Genomic DNA, 24,285 nt, shown 5'->3' on the forward strand with positions numbered 1-24,285 from the left:
GTCGACACAACCTCGTGCGGGGCAGTCAACGTGAAGTCGGCGTTCGGGTACCGTCGATGTATGAGTGATGCCATCGAGCGCCCTGAACCCGGTGCGGCCTCCACCGTCCCGGACCCGGACGCGTGGGCCGAGGCGTGTGCCGAGGACTTCGCTGCCGAGCAGGCCCGGCGGCGCGCGGTCTACGGGCCCGAGCCCGTCAGCGCCGCCGAGGAGCTGCGCCGCTTCTTCGACTCCCTCGCCGACAGGGTCTCCGAGATTCGCGCCCCCGGCGCGACCGGGGGTACCGCCGCGGTCGCGCAGACCGCCGCGCAGCAGTTCGCGAAGCAGTTCCTCGCCTCCGTGAAGACCGTCGTCGAGCCCGTCGTCGAGCGCAATCCGCAGATCTTCGACCACCTCGCCACGGCCGGCACGGAGATCGCCGCGGCCTATCGCGCCGCAGTTCAGCGGCAGGAAGCGGACTGGTCGCGGGACGAGGAACCGCCCAGCAGCCCCAAGCAGATCGACCTCGACTGACGGCCGGGCCCCGCGGTGCCTCCGGTAATGTGAGGAGGCGCAGCGGGGCTCGAACCGAATAACCGAGGGAGACATGGGACTCACCATCGGCGTCGACATCGGCGGCACCAAGATTGCGGCCGGTGTGGTCGACGAAGAGGGCTCGATCATCCGGACGAGCACGGTACCGACCCCCGAAACACCCGAAGGCGTCGTGGACGCCATCTGCGCGGCGGTCCAGGAGGTCACGTCCGCCACCCCCGCCGAGGCCGTCGGCATCGGCGCCGCGGGGTACGTGGACGACAAGCGCGCCACCGTGCTCTTCGCCCCGAACGTCAACTGGCGCCACGAGGCGCTCAAGGACAAGGTCGAACAGCGCATCGGCCTGCCCGTCGTGGTCGAGAACGACGCCAACGCCGCCGCCTGGGGCGAGTACCGCTTCGGCGCCGGCCAGGGCCACGACGACGTCGTCTGCATCACCCTGGGCACCGGCCTCGGCGGCGGCGTGATCATCGGCGGCCGGCTGCACCGCGGCCGCTTCGGCGTGGCCGCGGAGTTCGGCCACATCCGCGTCGTGCCGGACGGGTTGCTGTGCGGCTGCGGCAGCCAGGGCTGCTGGGAGCAGTACGCCTCCGGCCGCGCCCTCGTGCGGTACGCGCGCCAGCGTGCCGCCGCCACCCCCGAGGCCGCGGCGATACTGCTCGCCCTCGGCGACGGCTCGCCCGAGGGCGTCCAGGGGCGGCACGTCAGCGAGGCGGCCCGGCAGGGCGATCCGGTGGCGGTCGACTCGTTCCGGGAGCTGGCCCGTTGGGCGGGGGCGGGGCTGGCGGACCTGGCGTCGCTCTTCGACCCGTCGGCGTTCATCGTCGGCGGCGGCGTATCGGACGAGGGCGACCTCGTCCTCGACCCCATCCGCAAGTCGTTCCGGCGCTGGCTGGTGGGCAACCAGTGGCGGCCCCACGCGCAGGTGCTCGCCGCCCAACTCGGCGGCCGTGCCGGGCTCGTCGGCGCCGCGGACCTGGCCCGCCAGGGCTGAGAGAGGCCCACGTGACGGCCCGCGTGCCGGACGGTGCCACCGCCCGAAGGCACGAGGGCCCACGGCTCCGGGACCCGCACCGCGAGCCGCCCACGCCCGACGTCCCACCGCCGACCGCGCCGTGCCCCACGGCGGCCGGGCGGACCCGGCGCGTCTCACCCCTCGAGGCGCGCTCGGCCGACCGCCACCGGCGCCCGTCCCCGGGTAGTCTCACCCCCGTGCTGCTGCCCGATCTCCCCGCCTCGCGCACCGAGCCGGACGGCTCCGCCGTCGTCCGGCTGCTCAGCTACAACATCCGCTCCCTGCGGGACGACACCGCCGCACTCGCCCGCGTGATCCGGGCCTGCGCCCCGGACGTCGTCTGCGTCCAGGAAGCGCCACGCTTCTTCCGGTGGCGCAAGAAGGCCGCGCGGCTCGCCCGCGCCACCGGTCTGCTCTACGTCACCGGCGGCGCCACCACCGCCGGGCCCATGCTCCTGGCCGGCCTGCGCGCGCACGTGGAGCGCACCGACGAGACGCTCCTGCCCCGCACCCCCGGTCTGCACCAGCGGGGTCTGGCGACGGCGGTGCTGCGCTTCGGCGGCGCCCGGCTGGCCGTCGTCAGCACCCATCTCAGCCTCGCCGGGGCCGAGCGCTACGAGCAGGCCGGGCTGCTGCTCGCGCACGTGCGCGCGCTCGGCGAGCCGCACCTCGTCGTCGCCGGAGACCTCAACGAGCGCCCCAAGGGCCCCGCCTTCCGCCGGCTGGCCGCCGAACTGCAGGACGGCTGGGCGGTGCGCCCGTGGGGCGGCCGGCACACCTTCCCCGCGCTCGACCCGCGCAAGCGCATCGACGCCGTGCTCGCCTCGGACGCCGTGGAGGTCCTGGGCTGCGGCGTCCCGGCGGGCCTGCCGGGCGTCTCCCCGGCCGACCTCCGCGACGCCACCGACCACCTCCCGGTCCTGGCCGCGCTCCGCGTGCCCGCGTCCGGCCTGCCGGCTACGGGCGCTTCCTGACGTCGTCCACGACGTCGTAGGCGTCGAGGTACGAGAGCTTCGTGAACGTCCTGGACTCGTTCGGATCCGAGGAGCGCCGCGTACGCAGACCCAGGTACTCGTGGGTGTCCGCGGCGAACAGCAGGTACGTGGGCGAGTCGTCCGTGTCCCGGCAGGTGAGCGCGAGGGCGTCCCTGCCGTGGGCGTCCTCCGCCCCGTCCGCCACGAGCAGGTCGGGGAACTCCGCCAGCGCCGCGAACACCGCGGGCAGCAGCCCTTCCGGCAGTACGGGGATCCAGTTGAGCAGGCCGCTGAGGTAGAAGAACGACTGCTGCCACTCGTCGTCGCCGAAGTCAGCGGGCAGGATCCGGCGTGGCCCGCCGCCCGGGTAGGGGGAGCTGAGGAACGTCAGCAACGCCTCCGGCTCCGTGGGGATCCCGGCGACCGTGCGCCAGTCCGCCGGCGGCCAGATCGCGCCCGCCTCCTCCTGCTGCCGCCAGCTTCCCCCGCGGCCCCTGCTCAGCCACGACCGGCGCGAGGAGTCCGCCGCGATCCAGCACTCCGACGCGTACGTCACGGCCTTCCCGGTGTCGTCCGCGATCTCCCGGAAGAACACCCGGGTGTAGACGTACTGGCCGCGGCGCGGCTCGAGGGGGGCCCGCAGGCGCTCGCGCTCCCGCTCCAGCCGCGCCGCCCGGCGCAGCACGCCGGCGCCGTCCGCGGCGGGTCCGGTGGCGCCGTCCCCGGCCAGCAGCGTGAGCGGGGTGCCGACGGCCGCCGCCGTGGCACCGGCGGCGACGAGGGTCCGTACCGCCGTACGACGGGACATCCCGCCCGCGGCCGGCGTCCCGCCCGGGCCCGGTCCGCGGACCCCGCCCGGCCCGCGGACCGGGCGGGCCACGAGCCGGAGCCGGGCCCGGCGCGGGACCGCGGCCGGGGCGTGGTTCGCGGCCGGGGCGGCGGCGCGGGCCGCCTCCAGCAGCCGTTCGCGGGCCGCCTGCCGGGCCGCCTCGCGCGGCTCTCCCGCCCCCGCGTCCCAGTCCCGCAGCAGCTTCAGCTCATCCACGTCCGCGCTCCTTCCGCCCGGTGCCCGCATGGTCGGTGTCCGTGCCGCCGGCATCCGGCACATCCCTGCCGCCGGCCACGGCGCCCAGTTCCTTGCGCAGTCGGCCGCGGGCCCGGTGCAGCCGCGAGCGCACCGTGCCCACCGGCACGTCGAGCGCCTGGGCGACCTCCTCGTACGCCAGGTCCGCCCAGGCCACCAGCAGCAGCACGTCGCGCAGCGCCGGCGACAGCCGGGCGAGCGCGGTGGCCAGCTCGCGGCGCAGGCCGTCGGCCGTCGCGCGGGCCGCGACGCGGTCGGCGAGCGGCTCGTCGGTCTCGGCCGGGGCCGGCAGCCGGGACAGGGCGCGGAACCGGCGGGCCTCCGCGCGCCGGTGCCTGCTCACCAGGTGCGTCGCGATGCCGAACAACCACGGGCGCACGTCGCCGCGCCCCGGGTCGAACCGGTCGCGCAGCCGGAAGGCGGTCGTGAACGTCTCCGCCATGACGTCGTCGGCCGCCTCGTCGCCGAGGCGCCGTGCGGCGTAGCGGTGGACGTCGGCGGCGTACCGGTCGAAGACGGCGGCGAACGCCTCCGGCTCTGCATGCGACCGGGCGACGATCGACGCGTCGCTCTCCGGCTCCGTGTGCACGCCCGTCATGCCCCCCATCGAGCGCCTCCAGAAGGTGGTGGACTCGGCCCGTTCCCGGGCCCTGCACCACTACTTCGCCGGGGCGCCCCGACGGGTTCCGTGCCGGGAACGGGCCGGGACCGGGCCCGTCAGACCACCGCGCCGCCGCCCGGCGGCTCGTCGTCATCGTCGCCGCCGGGACGCATCCGGGCGACGAGCGTGGCGAAGCCGCCGAGGAAGCCGCCGATGCCGAGCACCGAGGCCCACCAGGTCATGGGCTGCTGGAAGATGAGCATCAGCAGCAGGAGCAGCGGACCGCCGAGGACCGCGATCCAGGCGAACTTGGTCGTCGTGTCCGCCTTGGGCAGCGGCGGCGGCTCGGGCGGGACGAAGTGGCCCTCGTCGGTCTCGTCCAGGTCGTCGTCCGAAGCTTCGGCCGCCTCCCAGTCGCGCGGGCCGGTGCCGGCGGAGAAGACGATGAAGCTCGCGCCGCCGTCGGCGCCCGCGGGGCCGGCGCCCCCCGGGCCGCTGCTCGCGGGGCCGCCGTCCTTGTCGGTGCCCGACGGGCCCTCCGCGGTGGCGACGCCACCGCCGCCCGGGTCCGCCACGCCGCCGTCCGTGCCGTCCGCCGGGCCTTCGTCCCCGGCCGCCGTGCGCGCCGCCCGCTCGTGCGGGGGCTCCACGGGGTCCTCGTCGAACGCCGCGACGATCTCCGCCCACGCGGCTTCCTCGTCGAGCGGCGTGCCCGACGCCGTCGGCTCCGCGCCCGCCGGCTCCGTCTCCGCGGGCCCGTCGCCCTGCTGCGGGTCCTCCCGGTCCGGGTTACGCTCCGCCACGGGCCCGGGCTCCCTTCCGCTGCTCGCTCTTCCGCTGCTCGCCGCCGTCGGTCTGCGGGGTGTGCCGGTCGATGAAGTGGTCGGTGGCCGTGAAGATCCGTTCGGCGTCGTGGTCCAGCGTGGCGACGTGGTAGCTGTCCTCCAGCACGGTCTCGGTGACGTCCCGCGACGAGACCCGGCTCAGGATGCGGGCGGAGTCCGCCGGTGAGACGACGTGGTCGACGCGGCTGTGCAGCACCAGCAGCGGCTGCGTCACCTGGGGGAGTTCGGCGTCGACGCGGGCGAGGAGCTGCCGCAGCGAGTGGGCGGCGTGCAGGGGCACGCGCGGGTAGCCGGTCTCGACCGCGCCCGCCTTGGCGATGTCGTTGACGACGCCGGGCGCGGTGCGTACCAGAAAGCGGGCCGCGGGCAGGGCCTTCGGCAGCAGCCCGTGCAGCCTGTTCAGCGGGTTGACGGCGACCACGCCGGCGACCGCGTCCCCGTGCAGGGCGGCCAGCCGCAGCACCAGCGCGCCGCCCATGGACAGCCCGCACAGGAAGACCCGCTCGCACTGGTCGGACAGCTCGCGCAGCTCCCGGTCCACCGTCGCGTACCAGTCCTGCCAGCGCGTCATCTGCAGGTCCTGCCAGCGCGTGCCGTGCCCGGGCAGCAGCGGCATGGAGACCGTCAGGCCGCGGGCGGCGAGATGCTCGGCCCACGGCCGTACGGACTGGGGCGAGCCGGTGAAACCGTGGCAGACCAGCACCCCGGTCTCGCCACCCGGCTGGCGGAACGGCTCGGCTCCGGGAAGGACCGGCATGACGGGACTCCGATCGTGTCAGGCGGGCGGCGGATACGTGCCTGGCGCTGCCCTTGAGCGTACTGCCCCGTACGGACGGACGGGCCCCCGCGGACACCCCCCGGAAGGCCCGCCCCGCCCGCGGGCCGGGCGGCCCGCCCCCGGATACCGCTCTCCGACCAGGAGCGCTATGGTCACACGAGCGGATCGCAGGAGGCCCCGGTTGTTCTACAGCGCGATGAAGATGTCTCTCGGCAACAGCCTGAGGCTCGTCTTCCGTCCCTGGGTGGAAGGCATGGAGAACGTGCCGGACACCGGTGCCGCGATCCTCGCGAGCAACCATCTGTCGTTCTCCGACTCGTTCTTCCTGCCCTCCATGCTGCACCGGAAGGTCACCTTCATCGCGAAGGCGGAGTACTTCACCACGCCGGGCGTGAAGGGCCGGCTGACCGCGGCGTTCTTCAAGGGCGTCGGGCAGTTGCCCGTCGACCGCTCCGGCAGCCGCGGCGCCGGCGAGGCGGCGATCAAGAGCGGCCTGGAGGTGCTGGAGCGCGGCGAGCTGTTCGGCATCTACCCCGAGGGCACGCGCTCGCCCGACGGCCGCCTCTACCGCGGCAAGCCCGGCGGCCTCGGCCGGCTGGCGCTGCTCAGCGGGGCGCCCGTGCTGCCGGTGGCGATGATCGACACGGAGAAGATCCAGCCGCCGGGACAGGTGATGCCGAAGGTCATGCGGCCGGGCATCCGCATCGGCAGGCCGCTGGACTTCACGCGCTACCAGGGCATGGAGCACGACAGGTTCATCCTGCGTTCGGTGACCGACGAGGTCATGTACGAGATCATGAAGCTCTCCGGCCAGGAGTACGTGGACGAGTACGCGACGGCGGCCAAGCGGCGGATGGCGGACGCGGCCAAGCGCCGCAAGGCGGAGGAGAAGGCCGGGAAGTCCGAGAAGTCCGACGGCGGCTCCGGCGCCGGCGGGCGGCGGGACGCCGCCTAGCGCGCGGGACGCTGGCGGGAGGGAGAGCCGGGGCGATGGCCGGGCAGAGCAAGCGGCGGATGTCGGTGGAGCAGCCGCTGTGGCAGGCGCTGACGTACTTCCGGGTGCTGACCCTCGCGTACGCGGTGGCGCAGTTCGTCCACCGGCACGACGACGTCGCGCGGCCGGCGCTGGGCTGGGCGTACTTCGCGGTGCTCACCCTGTGGACGCTGGTCACCTTCCGCCGGGTCTCGTCGGCGGAGCGCTGCACGTACCGGTTCCTCGCGGCGGACATCACGCTCACGCTGACCGGCATCCTGCTGACGATCCCGGTGGAGACGGCGGAGCGCATCGACGACGGCGCCACGACGCTGCCGTCGATCTGGGCGGCGGGGTCGGTGCTGGGCTTCGCGATCAAGGGCGGCTGGCGGTGGGGCGCGGCGTCGTCGGCGGCGGTGGGCCTGTCGAACATCGTGCAGCGCGGCGAGGTGGTGCAGGACAACTTCCACAACATCGTGCTGCTGATGGTCGCGTCGACGGCGATCGGCTACATCGTGGAGGTCGCGCGGATCAGTGAACGGACGCTGGCCCGGGCGCTGCAGATCGAGGCGGCGACGCGGGAGCGGGAGCGGCTGGCCCGCGACATCCACGACAGCGTGCTGCAGGTGCTGGCGCTGGTCCAGCGCCGCGGGGCGGCGATCGGCGGCGAGGCGAAGGAACTGGGCCGGCTGGCAGGCGAGCAGGAGGCGGCGCTGCGGACCCTGGTGATGGGCGCGAGGCTGCCGGCGCAGCGGACGGCGGAGTCGGCGGAAGGTTCCGCCGGGCGGCGGGCGGCGGGGCCGGACGGCGGGGAGCCGGGGGCGGACGACGGGGAGACGTCCCTGCGGCTGCTCCTGATGTCGATGAGCGGGCCGAACGTCTCCGTCGCGGAGCCCGGCACGCCCGTGGCGCTGCGGACGCACGCGGCGCGGGAGTTGGCCGCGGCGGTGGCGGCGGCGCTCGACAACGTGCGCGCGCACGTGGGCCCCGAGGCGCAGGCGTGGGTGCTGCTGGAGGAGGAGCCGGACGGCACGGTGGTGGTGACCGTACGGGACGACGGCCCCGGCATCCCGCAGGGCCGCCTGGCGGCGGCGGAGGCGGAGGGCCGGCTGGGCGTCGCGCAGTCCATCCGCGGCCGGCTGCGGGACCTGGGCGGCACGGCGGAGTGGGTCTCGACCCCGGCCCAGGGCACGGAAGTGGAACTCCGCCTCCCCCCAACCCCCGCCCCCCGATGACCCCCCGCCCCACCGAGGCCCGCGGGGCCCGGCGGAGAACCTCTCGCCAGCGCGCCGAAACGCCGCGGTCGCGGCCCCGGCCCCGGCCCCGGCGGAACGTTCCGCCACCGAGCCCTCGCCCCGAGCCCGGCGCCGCCGGCCGCCCTCCGGGCGCGCGGGACCCGCGCCGCCCGTACCGGGCCGGTCGTGGTGGGGCCCGGGCACGCCCCACGCCCCCGCGCCCGCCGCAGGCGCGCCCGCGCCGCGGCCGCTCGCCCACGCTCCTTCGCGCCGTACGCGTCCCCCGCCCCCGCGGCCCCATGCCCCGCCCCCGCGGCCCCATCCCGCCCTCGCGCGGACACACTGTCCCGTCGTCCCCGCGGGCGGCGATACGTGCCGGAACGAGCGACGTGCGCCACCATGGTCCGCGGACCGTGTCCGTCCGTATGCGTCCCCCGCCCCCGCGGGCCCATGCCCCGCACCGCGGGCCCACGTGTCCCGGCGTCCCCGCGGGCGGCGATACGTGCCGGAACGAGCGACGTGCGCCACCATGGTCCGCGGACCGTGTCCGTCCGTATGCGTCCCCTGCCCCCGCGGGGCCCCCGCCCCGCACCGCGGGCCCACGTGTCCCGCCGTCCCCGGGGGCGGCGATACGTGCCGGAACGAGCGACGTGCGCCACCATGGTCCGCGGACCGTGTCCGTCCGACGGCAGCAGGGAGGGAGTCGAGGTGGTCGGTGAAGGCAGGGGTGGGGTCAAGGTGATGGTCGTCGACGACCACCCCATGTGGCGTGACGCCGTCGCCCGGGATCTGGCCGCCGCCGGGTTCGCCGTGGTGGCCACCGCCGGCGACGGGCCCCAGGCCGTGCGGCGGGCCCGGGCCGCCGGGCCGGACGTGCTGGTGCTGGATCTCAATCTGCCCGGGCTGCCCGGGGTGCAGGTGTGCAAGGAGGTCGTCGGCGCCCAGCCCGGCGTGCGGGTGCTCGTGCTCTCCGCCAGCGGCGAGCACGCCGACGTGCTCGAAGCCGTCAAGTCCGGCGCCACCGGCTACCTCGTGAAGTCCGCCAGCACCGAGGAGTTGATCGACGCCGTGCACCGGACCGCCCAGGGCGACCCGGTGTTCACCCCCGGCCTCGCCGGCCTCGTGCTCGGCGAGTACCGCCGGCTCGCCGGCGAGCCGGCCGCCGCGAACGCCGACGAGCCCGAGGTGCCCCAGCTCACCGACCGCGAGACCGAGGTGCTCCGCCTCGTCGCCAAGGGGCTCTCGTACAAGCAGATCGCCGAGCGCCTCGTCATCTCCCACCGCACCGTCCAGAACCACGTGCAGAACACCCTCGGCAAGCTCCAGCTCCACAACCGCGTCGAGCTCGTCCGCTACGCCATCGAGCGCGGTCTCGACGACGACTGACCCCCGCCTCCCTTAGCCTCCCGGTCCCTCCTCCGGGTGAAGTCCGCCGCCTAATTGACAGGTTGGTGCGCGAATCCCGCCGGCTCCGTGCCATGTGAGGTGGATCACCGTTAGCGTTGCTGCAGCGGGGTCACGACCGTCAGAAGGGAAACCTGTGATGCGGGTAGGAGTACTGACCGGTGGCGGTGACTGCCCCGGGCTCAACGCGGTCATCCGGGCCGTCGTCCGCAAGGGCGTCCAGGAGTACGGGTACGAGTTCACCGGCTTCCGGGACGGCTGGCGCGGGCCGCTGGAGGCCGACACCGTCACCCTGGACATCCCCGCCGTCCGCGGCATCCTGCCGCGCGGGGGAACGATCCTCGGGTCGTCGCGCACCAACCCCCTCAAGGTCGAGGGGGGCATCAAGCGCATCAAGGAGAACATGGCGAAGCTGGAGGTGGAGTCGCTCATCGCCATCGGCGGCGAGGACACCCTCGGCGTCGCCCAGCGGCTCGCCGACGAGTACGGCATCAAGGTCGTCGGCGTGCCGAAGACCATCGACAACGACCTCTCCGCCACCGACTACACCTTCGGCTTCGACACCGCGGTCAACATCGCGACCGAGGCCATCGACCGGCTGCACACCACGGCCGAGTCCCACATGCGCGTCCTCGTCGTCGAGGTGATGGGACGGCACGCCGGCTGGATCGCCCTGCACTCCGGGCTCGCCGGCGGCGCGAACGTGATCCTCATCCCCGAGCAGCGCTTCGACGTCGACAAGGTCTGCGGCTGGGTGACCTCCCGCTTCAAGGCCAGCTACGCGCCGATCGTGTGCGTGGCCGAGGGCGCGATGCCGAAGGACGGCGACATGGTGCTCAAGGACGAGTCCCTGGACGCCTTCGGGCACGTCCGGCTGTCGGGCGTCGGCGAGTGGCTGGCGAAGGAGATCGAGCGGCGCACGGGCAAGGAGGCCCGGACGACGGTCCTGGGACACGTGCAGCGCGGCGGCACGCCCAGCGCGTACGACCGCTGGCTCGCCAGCCGCTTCGGGCTGCACGCGATCGAGGCGGTGCACGACGAGGACTGGGGCAAGATGGTCGCCCTTCAGGGCACGGACGTGGTGCGCGTGCCGCTCGCCGCGGCCACGGCGCGCATCAAGACCGTCGACCCGAAGCTGTACGAGGAGGTCGGCGTCTTCTTCGGCTGATCCCCAGGGCCGCCGGCGGCCCGACCGGCGGCCCGAGCGGAGGTCCGGCCGGGTGCCGGGCGGCGCGAGCCGCCGCCCGGCACCCGGCCCTCAGCCCCGTACCAGCACCGCCGCCAGCAACTGCCGCACCAGCCGGTCGCCGTCCAGGGTCAGCACCGACTCCGGATGGAACTGGACCCCGGCGAAGCCGGGCCCGCGCAGCGCGTGCACGTCGCCGCTGCGCGGGTCGCGGCTCAGCTCGACGCCGTGCGCCGCGGCCAGCGCCGCCGCGGCGGCCTCGTCGCAGCGGGCGGTGTACGTGCTGTAGAAGCCGACCGTCTCCGGCCGGCCGAAGAAGTCGATCTCCTCCTGCGCCCCCTGGTACGGCACGTCCTTGCGGACCAGGGGCAACCCCAGTTCGGCGGCGAGGAGCTCGTGCCCCAGGCAGACGCCGAGCAGGCCGTGCCGGTGGCCGTGCAGCAGCTCGCCGGCCAGCCCGCGCAGGAAGCGCATCTTCGGGTCGGCCGTGTCCGCCGGGTCGCCGGGGCCCGGGCCGAGCACGACCGGCCCCCGATGCGCCAGCGCCGCGTCCCGTACGCCGGGCGCATCGAAGCGGCGCACGTCCACCTCGGCGCCGGAGGCGCGCAGGACGTGCGCGAGCATCGCGGTGAACGTGTCCTCGCCGTCGACCACCAGCACCGGTCCCGGCAGCGGACCGGCCGCCGCCGCCCCGGGCGCCGTCGTCGGGCGCTGCACCCGCTGCATGCGCAGCCAGAACGGCGACAGGTGCGTCCTGCGGGCCGCCAGCGCCGCCTGCACCTCCGGGTCCGCGGCGAAGCGCGGCCGGGCCCCGCCCGCCGGCCGCGCGGGCGCGGGGCGTACGCCGAGGGCGGCGAGCACCCCGGCGGCCTTGGCGTGGGTCTCGGCCACCTCGTCGGCCGGCCGGGAGCCGCGGACCAGCGTGGCGCCGACGGGCACCCGCAGCAGGCCGTCCGCGCCGATGTCCGCGGTGCGGATGAGGATGGGGGAGTCCAGGGTCTGCGCGCCGCCGGCGTCGCGGCCGAGGAGGGCGAGCGCGCCCGCGTAGTAGCCGCGGCCCGCCCCGTCCCGGCCGGGGGGCTCGTAGCGCTCGATGACGCGGCAGGCGTTCTGTACGGGCGAGCCGGTCACCGTCGCCGCGAACATCGTCTCGCGCAGCACGTCGCGCGCGTCGAGCGCGGTGCGCCCGCGCAGCTCGTACTCGGTGTGCGCCAGGTGCGCCATCTCCTTCAGCCGCGGCCCGACGACCACGCCGCCCTCGCGGGCGACGGTGCACATCATCTTCAGCTCCTCGTCGACGACCATGGAGAGCTCCTCGATCTCCTTGGCGTCGTGCAGGAACGCGAGCAGCCCGGCCCGGTCGGGGCCGGCCGGCGGGTAGCGGTACGTGCCGCTGATGGGGTTCATCACCACCGTGCCGCCGGTCATCCGCACGTGTACCTCGGGGCTGGCGCCGACGAGGGTGCGCACGCCGGGGCGGTGCACGGCGAAGGTCCAGTACGCGCCCTGCTCGCCGGCCAGCAGCCGGCGGAAGAGGGCGAGCGCGTCGGCGGCGCCGAAGCCGTCGACGCGGCCCTCGTAGGTACGCCGGATGACGAAGTTGGCGCCCTCGCCGGTGCCGATCTCGTCGGCGAGGACGCGGCCGACGATGTCCGCGTACTCCTCGTCCGGCACGTCGAAGCCGCCGCCCGCCACCCGGACGGGATGCGCCGGCAGGGCGTCGAGCAGCGCCGCGGCGGGCAGCTCGTGGACCTCGTCGGGGACCAGGACGGCCAGGGGCGTGCCGTCGTCGCGGACGTCGAAGCCGCGCTCGCGGATCTGCCGGTACGGCACGAGCGCGAGCGCGCCGGCGGCGCCGGGCGCCGGGCCGTCGGGGATGTCCGCGAGCCGGTCCACCTCGTGGACGGGGCCGAGGAGCACCTCGACGGGGGCATCCGGGCGGCCGGGGGTGCGGCGGTGGAGCACGGCGAACGGCGGGGCGCCGTCGGCCAGCAGCCTGCGGACCAGGGCGGCGGCCTCCGCGGCGGCCTCCCCGGCGGGCTGTCCGGCTCTCCCCTCCGGGTGGTCCTGCGGTCGTGACCTGGGATGATGCTGCACGGGTCGTTCCTTCCTGCGACGGAGGGACCGACCCGCGGAAACACCGAAGGCCGCCCCTCGGGCGGCCTTCGCGGAGTCTTCGGGTACGCGAGATCAGGTGGCCGCCGGTAGGACGGGCCACCACCAGGTGCGGGCGTCGAGCGCGTACATGGCGGAAACCCTAGCGGACCGCGGCGCGTCCGGCCGATCGCCGTCTGTTCCGTCTCATCTGTCGGTCACCGGCAGGTGCGGCACGGGCGACCCCGTAATCTTGGCTCCGTGACTGTCAACGCCGAACCCGCCACGAGCGCCGCCGGTATCCCCCAGACCTGGCGCGACCTGCCCGCGGCGCAGCAGCCCGACTGGCCGGACCCCGCGGCTCTGCGCGACGTGACCGCCGAGCTGGAGTCGTATCCGCCGCTGGTCTTCGCCGGCGAGTGCGACCAACTGCGCGACCAACTGGGTGCGGTCGCCCGGGGCGAGGCCTTCCTGCTGCAGGGCGGTGACTGCGCGGAGGCGTTCGACGCGGTCTCGGCCGAGCACATCAGGAACAAGCTCAAGACGCTGCTGCAGATGAGCGCCGTGCTCACGTACGCCGCGTCCGTCCCGGTCGTCAAGGTCGGCCGGATCGCCGGGCAGTACTCCAAGCCCCGCTCCAAGCCGACCGAGACCCGCGACGGCGTCACGCTGCCCGTCTACCGGGGCGACTCCGTCAACGGCTTCGAGTTCACCCCCGAGTCCCGCACGCCGGACCCGGAGCGGCTGAAGCGGATGTACCACGCCTCGGCGGCCACGCTGAACCTGGTGCGCGCCTTCACCACCGGCGGCTACGCCGACCTGCGCCAGGTGCACGCCTGGAACCAGGACTTCGTCCGCTCCTCGCCCTCCGGCCAGCGGTACGAGGCGCTGGCCCGCGAGATCGACCGGGCGATGAGCTTCATGCACGCCTGCGGCGTGGACCCGGAGGAGTTCAAGACCGTCGAGTTCTTCTCCTCGCACGAGGCCCTGATCCTGGCCTACGAGTCGGCCCTGACCCGCATCGACTCGCGCACCGGCAAGCTCTACGACGTCTCCGGCCACATGGTCTGGATCGGCGAGCGGACCCGGCAGCTCGACCACGCGCACATCGAGTTCGCCTCCCAGGTCAGCAACCCCATCGGCGTCAAGCTGGGCCCGACGACCACGCCGGAGGACGCGCTCGCGCTGATCGACCGCCTCGACCCGGAGCGGATCCCGGGCCGGCTGACGTTCGTGACCAGGATGGGCGCCGACAAGGTGCGCGACCGGCTGCCCGAGCTGGTGGAGAAGGTCACGGCCTCCGGCGCCCGGGTGGCGTGGGTGTCCGACCCGATGCACGGCAACACCTTCGAGGCCGCCTCCGGCCACAAGACGCGCCGCTTCGACGACGTGCTGGACGAGGTCAAGGGCTTCTTCGAGGTCCACAAGGCGCTCGGCACCCACCCCGGCGGCATTCACGTGGAGCTGACCGGCGACGACGTGACCGAGTGCGTGGGCGGCGGGGACGAGATCTTCGTCGACGACCTGCACCAGCGCTACGAGACGGCGTGCGACCCGCGGCTCAACCGCAGCCAGTCGCTCGACCTGGCATTCCTGGTCGCCGAGATGTACCGGGACCAGTGAGCGGGCCGGCCGCGACGTAACACAGGTCACGGCAGGGCGGCTCTTTCACGGCACCCCCGGGCCGGGTAAGGTTAGGGTTACCTAATCGTCCCGACCCGGGGGTCTCCGTGTTCGTGTGCTCGTGCTTCGGCATCACCGAGGAGCAGGTGCGCGAGCACGCCTCCGCCGGGCGCTGCACCCCCCGCCAGATCGCCTCGGACTGCAAGGCGGGGACGGACTGCGGCTCGTGCGTGCGCCGGATTCAGGCGCTGCTCGGCCGCGGCGCGGGCTGCGCCCGCGGGGAGCTGCTGGAGGACCGGCAGCCGGCGGCCGGGACCGAGGGTACGGTCCCGATGCCGGTGACGGCCCCGGACCCCGTGACCGTCCCGGACCCGGTGGCCGCCTGACCTACGCCTCCTCCGGCTGCTCGATCTGCTGCGCGATGTACAGCGCCTCACCGAGCTTCTTGATCAGGTCGAGCTGGGTGTCGAGGTAGTCGATGTGGTGCTCCTCGTCCGCCAGGATCGACTCGAAGATGTTCGCCGACGTGATGTCGCTCTTGGCGCGCATCAGCTCGATCCCGCGGCGCAGCCGGTCGATCGCCTCGACCTCGATCTGCCGGTCGGCCTGGAACATCTCGGTGACCGTCTGCCCGACCCGGACGTGGAAGAGCCTCTGGTAGTTCGGCAGGCCCTCCAGCAGCAGAATGCGGTCGGTCAGGATCTCCGCGTGCCTCATCTCGTCGAAGGACTCGGACCGGGTGTACTTCGCCAGCTTCGTCCAGCCGAAATTCTCCTGCATCTTCGCGTGCAGGAAGTACTGGTTGATCGCCGTCAGCTCCGCGGTGAGCTGCTCGTTCAGGAATTCCAGCACCTCGGGGTCGCCCTGCATGGCCGGGACTCCTCTCCACGTGGGTCGGGCAGGTCAGGGCGCATCCTCGCACCCCGGGCCCCGGACGATCCAGTAAGTGCAGGCTTATCCGGGTTGCCCGCGTCCGGCCCCGCCCGCCCCCGGTCATGACCATGCGCAAGCGTCTGCCACCATGGGGTCATGGGTCAGTCGGAGCGCCACGAGGGGGACCTGCCTCCCGGCCAGCGGCTCCAGCGCGGCTGGCCCGTGACGCACTACGGCCCGGTGCCGCGGTTCAAGCCCGACCGCTGGGAGCTCCAGGTCTTCGGGGCCACGGCGAGCGGGGCGAAGCGGTCCCTCACGCACGACGAGTTCACGGCCCTGCCGTACGCGACGGTCGTCGGCGACCTGCACTGCGTGACGAAGTTCAGCATGCTCGGCGCCGAGTGGGGCGGGGTCCGGGCCCGTACGCTCCTGGCGCTCGCGCCGCCCGCGCCCGAGGCCACGCACGTGATGGTGTGGGCGGAGTACGGGTTCAGCTCCAACCTGCGGCTGGCCGACTTCGCCGACGAGCGGACGATCTTCGCCACGCACAAGGACGGCGAGCCGCTGACCGCCGAGCACGGCTTCCCCGTACGGCTGGTGGTGCCGCACCTGTACGCCTGGAAGGGCCCCAAGTGGGTGCGGGGCGTGGAGTACATGACGGCCGACCGCCGCGGCTTCTGGGAGGAGCGCGGCTACCACAACGTCGGCGACCCGTGGCGCGAGCAGCGCTACTCGTACCAGGAGGAGCCGGGCGACGGCCCCGACCTGTAGCCGCTGGCCGCCCCTACGGCGCCGCGCCCTCGCGCAGCTCCTTGAGCAGCGCGATGTCCGCCGCCGCCTTCGGCCCCTCGGGGCCGCCGCCGGGGGTCTCGATGATCAGCGGCACGCCCTCCGTCGCCGGATGCCGCATCAGCTCGCGGAACGGCTCGGCGCCGATCTGCCCGGCCCCGATGTTCTCGTGCCGGTCCAGGCACGAGCCGGCCGCGGCCTTGGAGTCGTTCGCGTGCAGCAGCCGCAGCCGCCCCGGGCCCGCCACCTCCAGCAGCTCGTCCAGCAACTGTTTCGCGCCGCCGCTCGCCGCCAGGTCGTGGCCCGCGGCGAAGACGTGGCAGGTGTCGAGGCAGACGCCGAGCCGCGGGTGCCTGTCCAGCAGGTCCAGATAGGCGCCCAGCTCCGGCAGCCGGGAGCAGAGCGAGAAGCCCTGCCCCGCGGTCGGCTCCAGCAGCAGCGCGGGCGCTCCCGGCTCGTCGGCGGCGTCGCCCAGCTCGTCCAGGAGCGGCAGCGTCAGCTCCCGTACCTGGGCGAGCGCGGTCTCCCGGGGCCGCCCGCCGGTCGCCGAGCCGGTGTGCACCACGACGCCGCGGGCGCCGATCGCCCGGCCGCGGCGCAGCGAGTGCCGCAGCGAGGCGACGGAGTTCTCCGCGGTCGCGGGGGTGTGCGAGCCGAGGTTGATCAGGTACGGGGCGTGCACGTACACCGGGATGTCGTCCTCGGCGCAGCGCCGGCGGAACTCCTCGTCCTGCGCCGGGTCGCCCGGGGGCGTCGCCCAGCCGCGGGCGTTGGCGACGAAGACCTGGACGGCCTCCGCGCCGATCCGGCGGGCGTGCGCCAGGCCCTTGGCGGCCAGCCCGCCGGCGACCGGCACATGGCTGCCGACGGGGTTGCGGACGCGGGCGGCGGCGCGGGGCTCGCCCCCCGAGGGCCGTGCGGGGGTCGTACGGGAGGACACGTCACCTCACCCAGAGGGTGATCTCGCTGCCGCGCGGCGCCTCGTCGCCGCCGTCCACGGACTGCCGCCAGACGGTGTCGCCGAAGAAGATCTGGTTCGCGTCCGCGGCGAAGCCGGCGTCCTCCAGCGTCTCCTCGGCGTCGTCCACGCTCATGCCGACCACGTCCGGGACCTCCAGCAGCTCGGGGCCCCGGGAGATCGTCAGCGTGACCTTGTCGCCCTCGCCCAGCTCCGTGCCCGGCTCCGGCGAGGTCTCCGCGACCGTGCCGGCGTCCTCCTCCGAGTACACCGTCTCCTCGGCGACCTCGACGGTCAGACCCTCCTCGCGGAGCTCCTCCGCGGCCTCGTCCTGGTCGTCGCCGACGACGTCCGGCACCTCGACGGGCGCACCGCGGCTGACCACCATGGACACCGCCCGGCCGGCCCTGATCTCCTCGCCGTCCTCCGGGTCGGTGCTGATCACGCGCCCGGCGGGCAGCTCCTCGCTGAACGCCTCCCGCGTCACGCCCGGCTTCAGCCCGGCGTCGCGCAGCTCGTCCCTGGCCTCGTCGAGCGGGACCGCGTACAGCTCGGGGATCTCGACGATCTCGGGGCCCTTGGAGAGCACGATCGTCACGGAGTCGCCCTGGCGGATGCGGCTGCCGCCCTCGGGGTCGGTACGCAGGACGAGGCCGGGCTTCACGGTGTCGCTGAAGTCCCTCCTGACCTCCGCGTCCAGGTCCTCGCCGGCCAGCGTGCCCAGCGCCTCGGCCTCGGTCTTGCCGAGCACGAACGGGACCTTGGTGAACTGCCCGGAGTTGATGTACCAGACGCCCGCGCCGACGCCCAGCACGAGCACCGCCGCCAGCAGCGCCAGCAGCCCGATGCGGGGCTTGGGGCGGCCCGGCACCGGGTCGCCGGGCGCCGGCGGGCCGGGCGGCGGGGCTGCGGTGGTGTCCGCCGGCGCGGCGGCGGACGTCTCCAGCACGCTCGTGACGTTCAGCCGCTCCCGCCCCGGCGTGCCCGCCGGGCCCGGCACCACGGCCGTACGGTCCTCGGAGCCGATCCGCTCCCCGGCGAGGGCCTGCGGCGGTACCGCGTCCAGCTCCGCGTCGGTGAGCTGCGCGCGGGCGCTCCGTACGGCGGACAGCAGCTCCACGGCGTCCGCCGGGCGCGCCTCGCTGCTGCGCGCGGCGGCGGTGGCGACCAGGTCGTCCAACTGCGCGGGCAGCCCCGGGACGGCGGCGGACGGCGGCTCGACGTCCTCGTGCAGGTGCTGGTAGAGCACGTGCGCGGCGTGCTCGCCGGCGTGCGGCTTGGCGCCGGTGAGCATCTCGTAGAGCATCACGCCGCAGGCGTACACGTCGACGCGGGGGTCGGCGGCGCCGCGCTCGATCTGCTCGGGCGCCAGGTACGACACGGTGCCGAGCACCGTGCCGGTGGAGGCGGTGGTGTGGCTGTTCACGGCGCGGACGAGCCCGAAGTCGGCGACCTTGACCCGGCCGTCGTCGCCGATGAGGACGTTCTCCGGCTTCATGTCGCGGTGGACGAACCCCGCCCGGTGCGCGGCGCCGAGCGCGGCCAGCACGGGCTCCAGGATGTCCAGCGCGGCCCGCGGCTGCAGCGCGCCGCGGTCGTTCAGCACGTCGCGCAGGGTGCAGCCCGGCACGTACTCCATGGCCAGGAAGACGTGCGGGCCGTCGGTGCCCTGGTCGTAAACGCCCACGACGTTCGGGTGGGCGAGGCCGGCGACGGACTTGGCCTCCAGGATGAACCGCTGGACGAAGGAGGCGTCGGCGGCGAGCGACGGGTGCATGACCTTGACGGCGAGCACCCGGTCGAGCCGGGTGTCCAGCGCGCGGTAGACCGTGGCCATGCCGCCGGCGGCGATGCGCGCGTCGACGCGGTAGCGCCCGTCGAGCATCTGCCCGACCATGGGGTCTCCCCACCCTCCCGGCGGATGGGGGGACGGGTCCAGAGTCGTGTCCACGCAGCGCAGTCTACGAGGTGAGGGACGCGTTCCCGTCACCGTTGTGCTGCAGTCCGTTCCCGATGGGGTGCCGATGCCGGTGGCGGTGCCGCCGGTGCGGGTGGCGGTGCGGGTGCCGGTACCGGTGGCGGTGCGGGTGCCGGTACGGGGCCGCGGAGTTCACGCGAAGGCGGGCCGCTCCGGGTCCGGCTCCCCGCCCCCGCCGGGACCGGGCCCGGTCCCCAGCGCCGCGACGCCGGCCGCCGGTGACGACGCGCGCGCGAAGTGCCGGCGCGGGATGCGTCCCGCGCGCGCGGCGTACCGGCCGGCGACGATCGCGTGCCGCATCGCCTCCGCCATCAGCACCGGCTCCTGCGCCCGCGTCACCGCGGACGCGAGCATCACCGCGTCGCAGCCCAGCTCCATCGCCTGCGCGGCGTCGGAGGCGGTGCCGGCGCCGGCGTCGAGGATGACGGGCACCCCGGCGGCCTCGGTGATGAGCTGGAAGTTGTGCGGGTTGCGGATGCCGAGTCCGGAGCCGATGGGGGAGCCGAGCGGCATCACGGCGGCGCAGCCGGCGTCCTCCAGCTTGCGGGCGAGCACGGGGTCGTCGTTGGTGTACGGGAGCACGGTGAAGCCGTCGTCGACGAGCGTCTCGGCGGCGGCCAGCAGCTCGACGGGGTCGGGCAGCAGGGTGCGCTCGTCGGCGATGACCTCCAGCTTCACCCAGTCCGTGCCGAGCGCCTCGCGGGCCAGCCGGGCGGTGAGGACGGCCTCGCCGGCGGTGTAGCAGCCGGCGGTGTTCGGCAGCACGCGGATGCCGTGGCGGCGCAGCACGTCGAGCACCGAGCCGTGCACGCCGGGGTCGACGCGGCGCATCGCGACGGTGGTCAGCTCGGTGCCGGAGGCGAGGAGCGCGCGCTCCATCATGTCCAGGCTGCTCGCGCCGCCGGTGCCCATGATGAGGCGCGAGGAGAAGCGGACGCCGGCGATCGTGAGGGGGTCCGCGGCCGGGTCGGCGGCGGTGGGGTCCGTGGCGTCTGTCGGGGCGGGGGCGGTGCTTGTCACGGTGATCAGCCTCCCTGGACCGCGGTCAGGATCTCGACGCGGTCGCCGTCGGCGAGGGTGGTGGTGGGCCAACTGCCGCGGGGTACGACGTCCTCGTTGACGGCGGCGGCGACGCCGCGGGGCGCGGCGGTGACGGTGGCGACGAGGGCGTCGAGGGTGAGGCCCGCGGCGACACGGCGCGGGGCGCCGTTGACGGTGACGGTGACGGCGGCCGCGGCCGCGGCGTCGGTGGCGGCGGCTTCGGGGGAGTCGGTGGTGTCGGGGGAGTCGGTACGGGTCTGCGTGGCGTTCTCGGTCATGCGTGCCGTCCTTCGTGGTGCTGCCGCGCGCCCGCGAACCGGGTGGCGGCGAACGGGCGGGCGACGTCGGGGAGCTCGCCGCCGGTGAGCACGGCGGCGAGGGCGTCGCCGGTGACCGGGGTGAGGAGCACCCCGTTGCGGTAGTGGCCGGTGGCCAGGTGCAGCCCCGGCAGGGCGGTGGGGCCCAGCAGCGGCGCGTTGTCGGGGGAGCCGGGGCGCAGCCCGGCGCCGGTCTCCACGAGCGGCAGCTCCGTCAGCCCGGGCAGCAGCTCGTGGGCGTCGCGCAGCAGCTCGTACACGCCGCCTGCGGTGACCGTGGTGTCCCAGCCCAGCTCCTCGCTGGTGGCGCCGATGACCAGCTCGCCGCTCTCGCGCGGCACCAGGTACACGCTGCTGCCGCGGACCACGGCCCGTACCGTACGGGACAGGAACGGCGTCCCGGCGCCGGGCATCCGCAGCCGCACCACCTGCCCCTTGACGGGGCGCACCGGGGGCCGCACCGCCTCCGGCACCCCCGCAAGACGGCCGCTGCGGCTGCCGGCGGCCAGCACCGTCTGCCCGGCGGCGATCCGCGTGCCGTCCGCCAGTTCCGCGCCCACCGCCCGCTCGGCGGTGCCGGAGCCGGTCACCCGCAGCCGGGCCGCGAGGCTGCGGTGGAAGGCGACGCCGGCCCGCTCGCAGGCCGCGAGGAGCGCCACGGTCAGCAGCCGCGGGTCCGTCTGGTGGTCGCCGTCGACGCGCAGCCCGCCGCGTACCCCGGGCGCGAGCATGGGCTCCAGCCGGCGGCACTCGCTCCCGCCGAGCCACTCGGCCGACAGCCCCAGCCGCTGCTGGAAGCCGTGCAGTTCGCGCAGTTGGGCGCGGTCGTCGGCATCCAGCGCGACGGACAGCGCGCCGCAGCGGCGGTAGCCGATGTCCCGGCCCGACGCCTCGGCCAGTTCGGCCGCGAACGCCGGATAGCGCTCCGCGGCGGCCAGGTTGAGCGCCAGCAGCGCCTCCTCGCCGTAGTGCAGTTCGGTGACGGCGGCGAGCATGCCGGCCGCGACCTGCGCGGCGCCGCCGTCGGGCGCCGGGTCGGCGACGGCGGTGGCCAGCCCGCGGCGGGCCGCCTGCCAGGCGGTGACCAGGCCGATGACGCCGCCGCCGACGACGAGGACGTCGTACGTGGCGTCCGCCGTGCGCGGCGCGCCGACCGGGCCGGCGGTGCCGGCCGCGGGCGCCGCCGCGGGTTCTTCCGGGGGTGTGTCGCGTGGCTGCATGGGCACGTTCGCCCCTCCCTTCGCCGGCATGACCCGGATCAGGTTCGTACGGTCGGGGGCCGCCAGCCCCCCTCTCAGCCCGGTGCGCCGGGCTCCCGCGAGTCTTCCCGGCCACCCTAACTCCGTAGGCCCGGCCGCTGTAAGGGAGCCTCGCGAGCGGACCCGGCACGAGCGTCGTATGCCGGGCCCGGCATACAGTGATCGGTGTGACCGACGCCGATCCGGACCGCGGCCCCGCCGGCCGGGCCGCCAGCCGCCCCGGGAACTCAACCGCCGGCACCGTCGTCGTCGGTGCCGGCATGGCCGGGGTGCAGACGGCCGTCGCGCTGCGCGAGCGGGGTTACGCAGGCCCCGTCACCCTCGTCGGCGCGGAGCCGCACGACCCGTACGACCGGCCGCCGCTGTCGAAGGCGGTGCTGCTCGGCAAGGCGGAGGGCTCGGCGTTCGAGGTGGACTTCGCGGAGCACGGCATCGGGCTCCGGCTGGGGCTGCACGTCGACCGGCTGGACACCGCGGGGCGGCTGCTGGAGACGGACGCCGGGCCCGTGGCGTACGAGAAGCTGGTCCTGGCCACCGGCGCGGCGCCCGTCCCGCTGCCCGGCGCGCCCGCCGGCACCACGCCCGGCGTGCACCTGCTGCGCACCCTCGACGACGCGGCGCGGCTGCGCGCGGTGCTCGTGCGGCGCAGCCGGATCCTGGTGGTCGGCGCGGGCTGGATCGGCGCGGAGCTGAGCACCGCGGCGCGCGAGCAGGGCTGTGAGGTGACGGTCGTGGAGGCCGCCGGGCACCCGCTGCCGGCGGCGCTGCCCGCGCAGGTCGCGGTGCCGATGGCCGGATGGTACGAGGAGAGCGGTGCCCGGCTGCTGACGGGCCGCCGGGTGGAGCGCGTCGCGCACCTGGGCGAGGACGGCCCGGTCGCGGTGGTCCTCGACGACGGTACGGAGCTGACCGCCGACGCCGTCGTCGTCGGCATCGGCGCCCGTCCCGCGACTGCCTGGCTCGCCGGCTCCGGCGTCGTGCTGGGCGGCGACGGCGCGGTGCGGGCCGACGAGCGGCTGCGCACGAACGTGCCGGGCGTCTGGGCCGTCGGCGACTGCGCGTCGTTCCCCTCCGCGCGCTACGGCGAGCGGCTGCTGATCCACCACTGGGACAACGCCCTGCAGGGCCCGGCGACCGTCGCGGCGGACATCGCCGGGGAGCCGGGCGCGGCGTACGACCCGGTGCCGTACTTCTGGTCCGAGCAGTTCGGCCGGTTCGTGCAGTACGTCGGCCACCACACGGACGACGACGAGCTGCTGTGGCGCGGCGATCCGTCCGCCGCCTCCTGGTCGGTGTGCTGGCTGCGCGCCGGGCGGCTCATCGCGCTGCTGGCCGTCGGCCGCCCGCGGGACCTCACCCAGGGGCGCAAGCTGATCCACGCGGGTGCCGCGCTGGACCGCGAGCGCGCCGCCGACGCGGCGGTACCGCTGAAATCGGCCGCGCTGTGACGTCCGCGGCGCGTCCCGCGCCGGGCCGGCAGCCGCGCATCCGGGGATGCTTCGAGGTGATATGCCGCCCTTTGGCGCTGCCCTGTACCGGCGGGCGGTCCGAGATGGCAGGCTGGGGGTGTGACCGAGATTGATGCGAAGATCGATGCTCTCGTCCCCTCCTGGCTCACCCTTCCCGACGTCGCCGAGAAGCTCGGCGTCGAGGTGACCCGCGTGCGGCAGTTGGTCAAGGAAGGCCAGTTGATCGCGGTGCGGCGGGGTGAGAACAACGCGCTGCAGGTGCCCGCCGAGTTCATCGGCGAGGGGAAGGTCGTCAAGGGCCTCACCGGGACCCTGACGCTGCTCAAGGACGACGGCTTCAGCGACGCGGAGGCGCTGGAGTGGCTGTTCACCCCCGACCCCTCGCTCCCGGGGACTCCCGCGCAGGCGCTGCGCGAGAACCGCGGGACGGAGGTCAAGCGCAGGGCGCAGGCGCTGGCTGTGTAATCTCGCGGGGCCGGGCGCGCGCCCGCGGGTCCGGCCCCGCGACCGTACGAGGGGGAGCGCCGCATGACGGCCGGAACCGCCGCCCGCGCCACCGCCGACGCCCGCGCGCGGCTGGGCGCCGCGCAGCTCTACCTGTGCACCGACGCCCGGACGCGCCAGGGCGACCTGCCCGAGTTCCTCGACGCCGTGCTCGCCGCCGGCGTGGACGTCGTCCAACTGCGCGAGAAGGGCATGGAGGCGCGCGAGGAGCTGGCCCACCTGGAGGTGTTCGCCGACGCCTGCCGCCGCCACGGCCGGCTGCTCGCGGTCAACGACCGCGCCGACGTGGCCCACGCCGCCGGCGCCGACGTGCTGCACCTGGGCCAGGGCGACCTGCCGGTGCCCGCCGCCCGCGCCATCCTCGGCGAAGCGCCCGACGACGTGCTGATCGGCCGCTCCACCCACGCCGAGGCGGAGACCCGCGCGGCGGCCGTCGAGCCCGGCGTCGACTACTTCTGCACCGGCCCCTGCTGGCCCACCCCCACCAAGGCCGGGCGGCCCGCCGCCGGCCTCGGCCTCGTCCGCTACGCGGCGGGGCTCGGCACCGACCGCCCGTGGTTCGCCATCGGCGGAATCGACCTCGGAAATCTCGACGAGGTCCTGGCGGCCGGCGCCCGCCGCGTCGTCGTCGTCCGCGCCCTCACCGCCGCGGAGGACCCCGGAGCTGCGGCGGGGGAGTTCGTACGGCGCCTGCGCGCGGCCCGGAACGGTGACGTCCGGTAGTCGCCGGCCGGCTCCGGGCGCCGGTTCC

At 75.1% G+C, this 24,285-nt stretch carries 24 protein-coding genes and 1 riboswitch; of the genes, 13 read left to right on the forward strand and 11 right to left on the reverse strand.

The window, feature by feature from the left end; all coding sequences use genetic code 11:
- Positions 1-60 precede the first annotated feature (60 nt).
- The 3 genes from O7599_RS30635 to O7599_RS30645 all read left to right on the forward strand — a co-directional run bounded on the left by O7599_RS30635 (position 61) and on the right by O7599_RS30645 (position 2,523).
- Positions 61-513: a DUF5304 family protein gene (locus O7599_RS30635; protein WP_281618850.1), complete on the forward strand. Its 453-nt coding sequence runs from the start codon at positions 61-63 to the stop codon at positions 511-513.
- A gap of 73 nt (positions 514-586) precedes the next feature.
- Positions 587-1,528 (forward strand): ROK family glucokinase, encoded by a 942-nt coding sequence (locus O7599_RS30640; protein WP_281618851.1) that lies wholly within the window; start codon positions 587-589, stop codon positions 1,526-1,528.
- 218 nt (positions 1,529-1,746) lie between these two features.
- Positions 1,747-2,523 (forward strand): endonuclease/exonuclease/phosphatase family protein, encoded by a 777-nt coding sequence (locus O7599_RS30645; protein WP_281618852.1) that lies wholly within the window; start codon positions 1,747-1,749, stop codon positions 2,521-2,523.
- Here O7599_RS30645 and O7599_RS30650 read toward each other — a convergent pair.
- From O7599_RS30650 to O7599_RS30665, 4 genes are all read right to left on the reverse strand, one after another.
- Positions 2,507-3,568, reverse strand: a complete 1,062-nt coding sequence (locus tag O7599_RS30650) for a hypothetical protein (protein WP_281618853.1) — start codon at positions 3,566-3,568, stop codon at positions 2,507-2,509. The two genes, O7599_RS30645 and O7599_RS30650, sit on opposite strands and share 17 nt — an antisense overlap.
- A complete protein-coding gene (locus O7599_RS30655) occupies positions 3,561-4,214 on the reverse strand; it encodes a sigma-70 family RNA polymerase sigma factor (RefSeq protein ID WP_281618854.1) in 654 nt (217 codons plus the stop codon). The genes O7599_RS30650 and O7599_RS30655 overlap by 8 nt, the downstream gene beginning before the upstream one ends.
- A 110-nt stretch (positions 4,215-4,324) precedes the next feature.
- Positions 4,325-5,011, reverse strand: a complete 687-nt coding sequence (locus tag O7599_RS30660; RefSeq protein WP_281618855.1) for a hypothetical protein — start codon at positions 5,009-5,011, stop codon at positions 4,325-4,327.
- Positions 4,998-5,810, reverse strand: a complete 813-nt coding sequence (locus O7599_RS30665) for an alpha/beta fold hydrolase (RefSeq protein WP_281618856.1) — start codon at positions 5,808-5,810, stop codon at positions 4,998-5,000. The genes O7599_RS30660 and O7599_RS30665 overlap by 14 nt, the downstream gene beginning before the upstream one ends.
- Before the next feature lie 202 nt (positions 5,811-6,012).
- Between O7599_RS30665 and O7599_RS30670 the strand changes: the two genes are divergently transcribed.
- The 4 genes from O7599_RS30670 (at position 6,013) to O7599_RS30685 (ending at position 10,611) form a co-directional block, all read left to right on the forward strand.
- Positions 6,013-6,786, forward strand: a complete 774-nt coding sequence (locus tag O7599_RS30670) for a lysophospholipid acyltransferase family protein (protein WP_281618857.1) — start codon at positions 6,013-6,015, stop codon at positions 6,784-6,786.
- Positions 6,787-6,821: 35 nt separating this feature from the next.
- On the forward strand, positions 6,822-8,039 hold the full coding sequence (locus O7599_RS30675) for a DUF5931 domain-containing protein (RefSeq protein ID WP_281618858.1): 1,218 nt from the start codon (positions 6,822-6,824) through the stop codon (positions 8,037-8,039).
- A gap of 741 nt (positions 8,040-8,780) precedes the next feature.
- Positions 8,781-9,425, forward strand: coding sequence for a response regulator transcription factor (locus tag O7599_RS30680; protein ID WP_281623582.1), 645 nt, complete (start codon positions 8,781-8,783; stop codon positions 9,423-9,425).
- Positions 9,426-9,582: 157 nt separating this feature from the next.
- Positions 9,583-10,611: a 6-phosphofructokinase gene (locus O7599_RS30685; RefSeq protein ID WP_281618859.1), complete on the forward strand. Its 1,029-nt coding sequence runs from the start codon at positions 9,583-9,585 to the stop codon at positions 10,609-10,611.
- Positions 10,612-10,701: 90 nt separating this feature from the next.
- Here O7599_RS30685 and O7599_RS30690 read toward each other — a convergent pair whose 3' ends face one another.
- On the reverse strand, positions 10,702-12,636 hold the full coding sequence (locus tag O7599_RS30690; RefSeq protein WP_281623583.1) for an anthranilate synthase family protein: 1,935 nt from the start codon (positions 12,634-12,636) through the stop codon (positions 10,702-10,704).
- 348 nt (positions 12,637-12,984) lie between these two features.
- Between O7599_RS30690 and O7599_RS30695 the strand changes: the two genes are divergently transcribed.
- Positions 12,985-14,346 carry a 3-deoxy-7-phosphoheptulonate synthase class II gene (locus O7599_RS30695; RefSeq protein ID WP_281618860.1) on the forward strand — a complete coding sequence of 454 codons (1,362 nt, stop codon included), beginning with the start codon at positions 12,985-12,987 and terminating at the stop codon, positions 14,344-14,346.
- A 107-nt stretch (positions 14,347-14,453) separates the two neighbouring features.
- Entirely contained in the window at positions 14,454-14,732 is a 279-nt protein-coding gene (locus O7599_RS30700; RefSeq protein ID WP_281618861.1) for a (2Fe-2S)-binding protein, read from the forward strand.
- Position 14,733: 1 nt separating this feature from the next.
- On the opposite strand, the gene bfr is transcribed toward O7599_RS30700, so the two are convergent.
- A complete protein-coding gene (gene bfr / locus O7599_RS30705; RefSeq protein WP_281618862.1) occupies positions 14,734-15,216 on the reverse strand; it encodes a bacterioferritin in 483 nt (160 codons plus the stop codon).
- 159 nt (positions 15,217-15,375) lie between these two features.
- On the opposite strand from bfr, the gene O7599_RS30710 reads away from it, so the two are divergent.
- On the forward strand, positions 15,376-15,990 hold the full coding sequence (locus O7599_RS30710; RefSeq protein ID WP_281618863.1) for a sulfite oxidase-like oxidoreductase: 615 nt from the start codon (positions 15,376-15,378) through the stop codon (positions 15,988-15,990).
- Between the two features lie 13 nt (positions 15,991-16,003).
- Here the strand turns inward: O7599_RS30710 and O7599_RS30715 are convergent, their stop codons facing one another.
- From O7599_RS30715 to thiO, 5 genes are all read right to left on the reverse strand, one after another.
- On the reverse strand, positions 16,004-16,948 hold the full coding sequence (locus tag O7599_RS30715) for a deoxyribonuclease IV (protein ID WP_281618864.1): 945 nt from the start codon (positions 16,946-16,948) through the stop codon (positions 16,004-16,006).
- Between the two features lies 1 nt (position 16,949).
- Entirely contained in the window at positions 16,950-18,863 is a 1,914-nt protein-coding gene (gene pknB, locus O7599_RS30720; RefSeq protein ID WP_281623584.1) for a Stk1 family PASTA domain-containing Ser/Thr kinase, read from the reverse strand.
- A gap of 213 nt (positions 18,864-19,076) precedes the next feature.
- Positions 19,077-19,856, reverse strand: a complete 780-nt coding sequence (locus O7599_RS30725; protein WP_281623585.1) for a thiazole synthase — start codon at positions 19,854-19,856, stop codon at positions 19,077-19,079.
- A 113-nt stretch (positions 19,857-19,969) separates the two neighbouring features.
- Positions 19,970-20,263 (reverse strand): sulfur carrier protein ThiS, encoded by a 294-nt coding sequence (thiS, locus tag O7599_RS30730; RefSeq protein ID WP_281618865.1) that lies wholly within the window; start codon positions 20,261-20,263, stop codon positions 19,970-19,972.
- Positions 20,260-21,528 (reverse strand): glycine oxidase ThiO, encoded by a 1,269-nt coding sequence (gene thiO / locus O7599_RS30735; RefSeq protein ID WP_281618866.1) that lies wholly within the window; start codon positions 21,526-21,528, stop codon positions 20,260-20,262. The genes thiS and thiO overlap by 4 nt, the downstream gene beginning before the upstream one ends.
- A riboswitch (TPP riboswitch) is annotated at positions 21,521-21,631 on the reverse strand. It overlaps the preceding gene by 8 nt.
- Before the next feature lie 88 nt (positions 21,632-21,719).
- Here thiO and O7599_RS30740 point away from each other — a divergent pair.
- The 3 genes from O7599_RS30740 (at position 21,720) to thiE (ending at position 24,257) form a co-directional block, all read left to right on the forward strand.
- Positions 21,720-23,009, forward strand: coding sequence for an FAD-dependent oxidoreductase (locus tag O7599_RS30740; protein WP_281618867.1), 1,290 nt, complete (start codon positions 21,720-21,722; stop codon positions 23,007-23,009).
- Positions 23,010-23,129: 120 nt separating this feature from the next.
- Complete coding sequence (locus O7599_RS30745) at positions 23,130-23,495, forward strand: Rv2175c family DNA-binding protein (RefSeq protein ID WP_281618868.1); 366 nt, start codon at positions 23,130-23,132, stop codon at positions 23,493-23,495.
- Between the two features lie 63 nt (positions 23,496-23,558).
- Positions 23,559-24,257 carry a thiamine phosphate synthase gene (thiE, locus tag O7599_RS30750; protein ID WP_281618869.1) on the forward strand — a complete coding sequence of 233 codons (699 nt, stop codon included), beginning with the start codon at positions 23,559-23,561 and terminating at the stop codon, positions 24,255-24,257.
- Positions 24,258-24,285 lie beyond the last annotated feature (28 nt).

It is taken from the genome of Streptomyces sp. WMMC500, from assembly GCF_027497195.1.
In the GTDB taxonomy this organism is placed as follows: domain Bacteria; phylum Actinomycetota; class Actinomycetes; order Streptomycetales; family Streptomycetaceae; genus Streptomyces.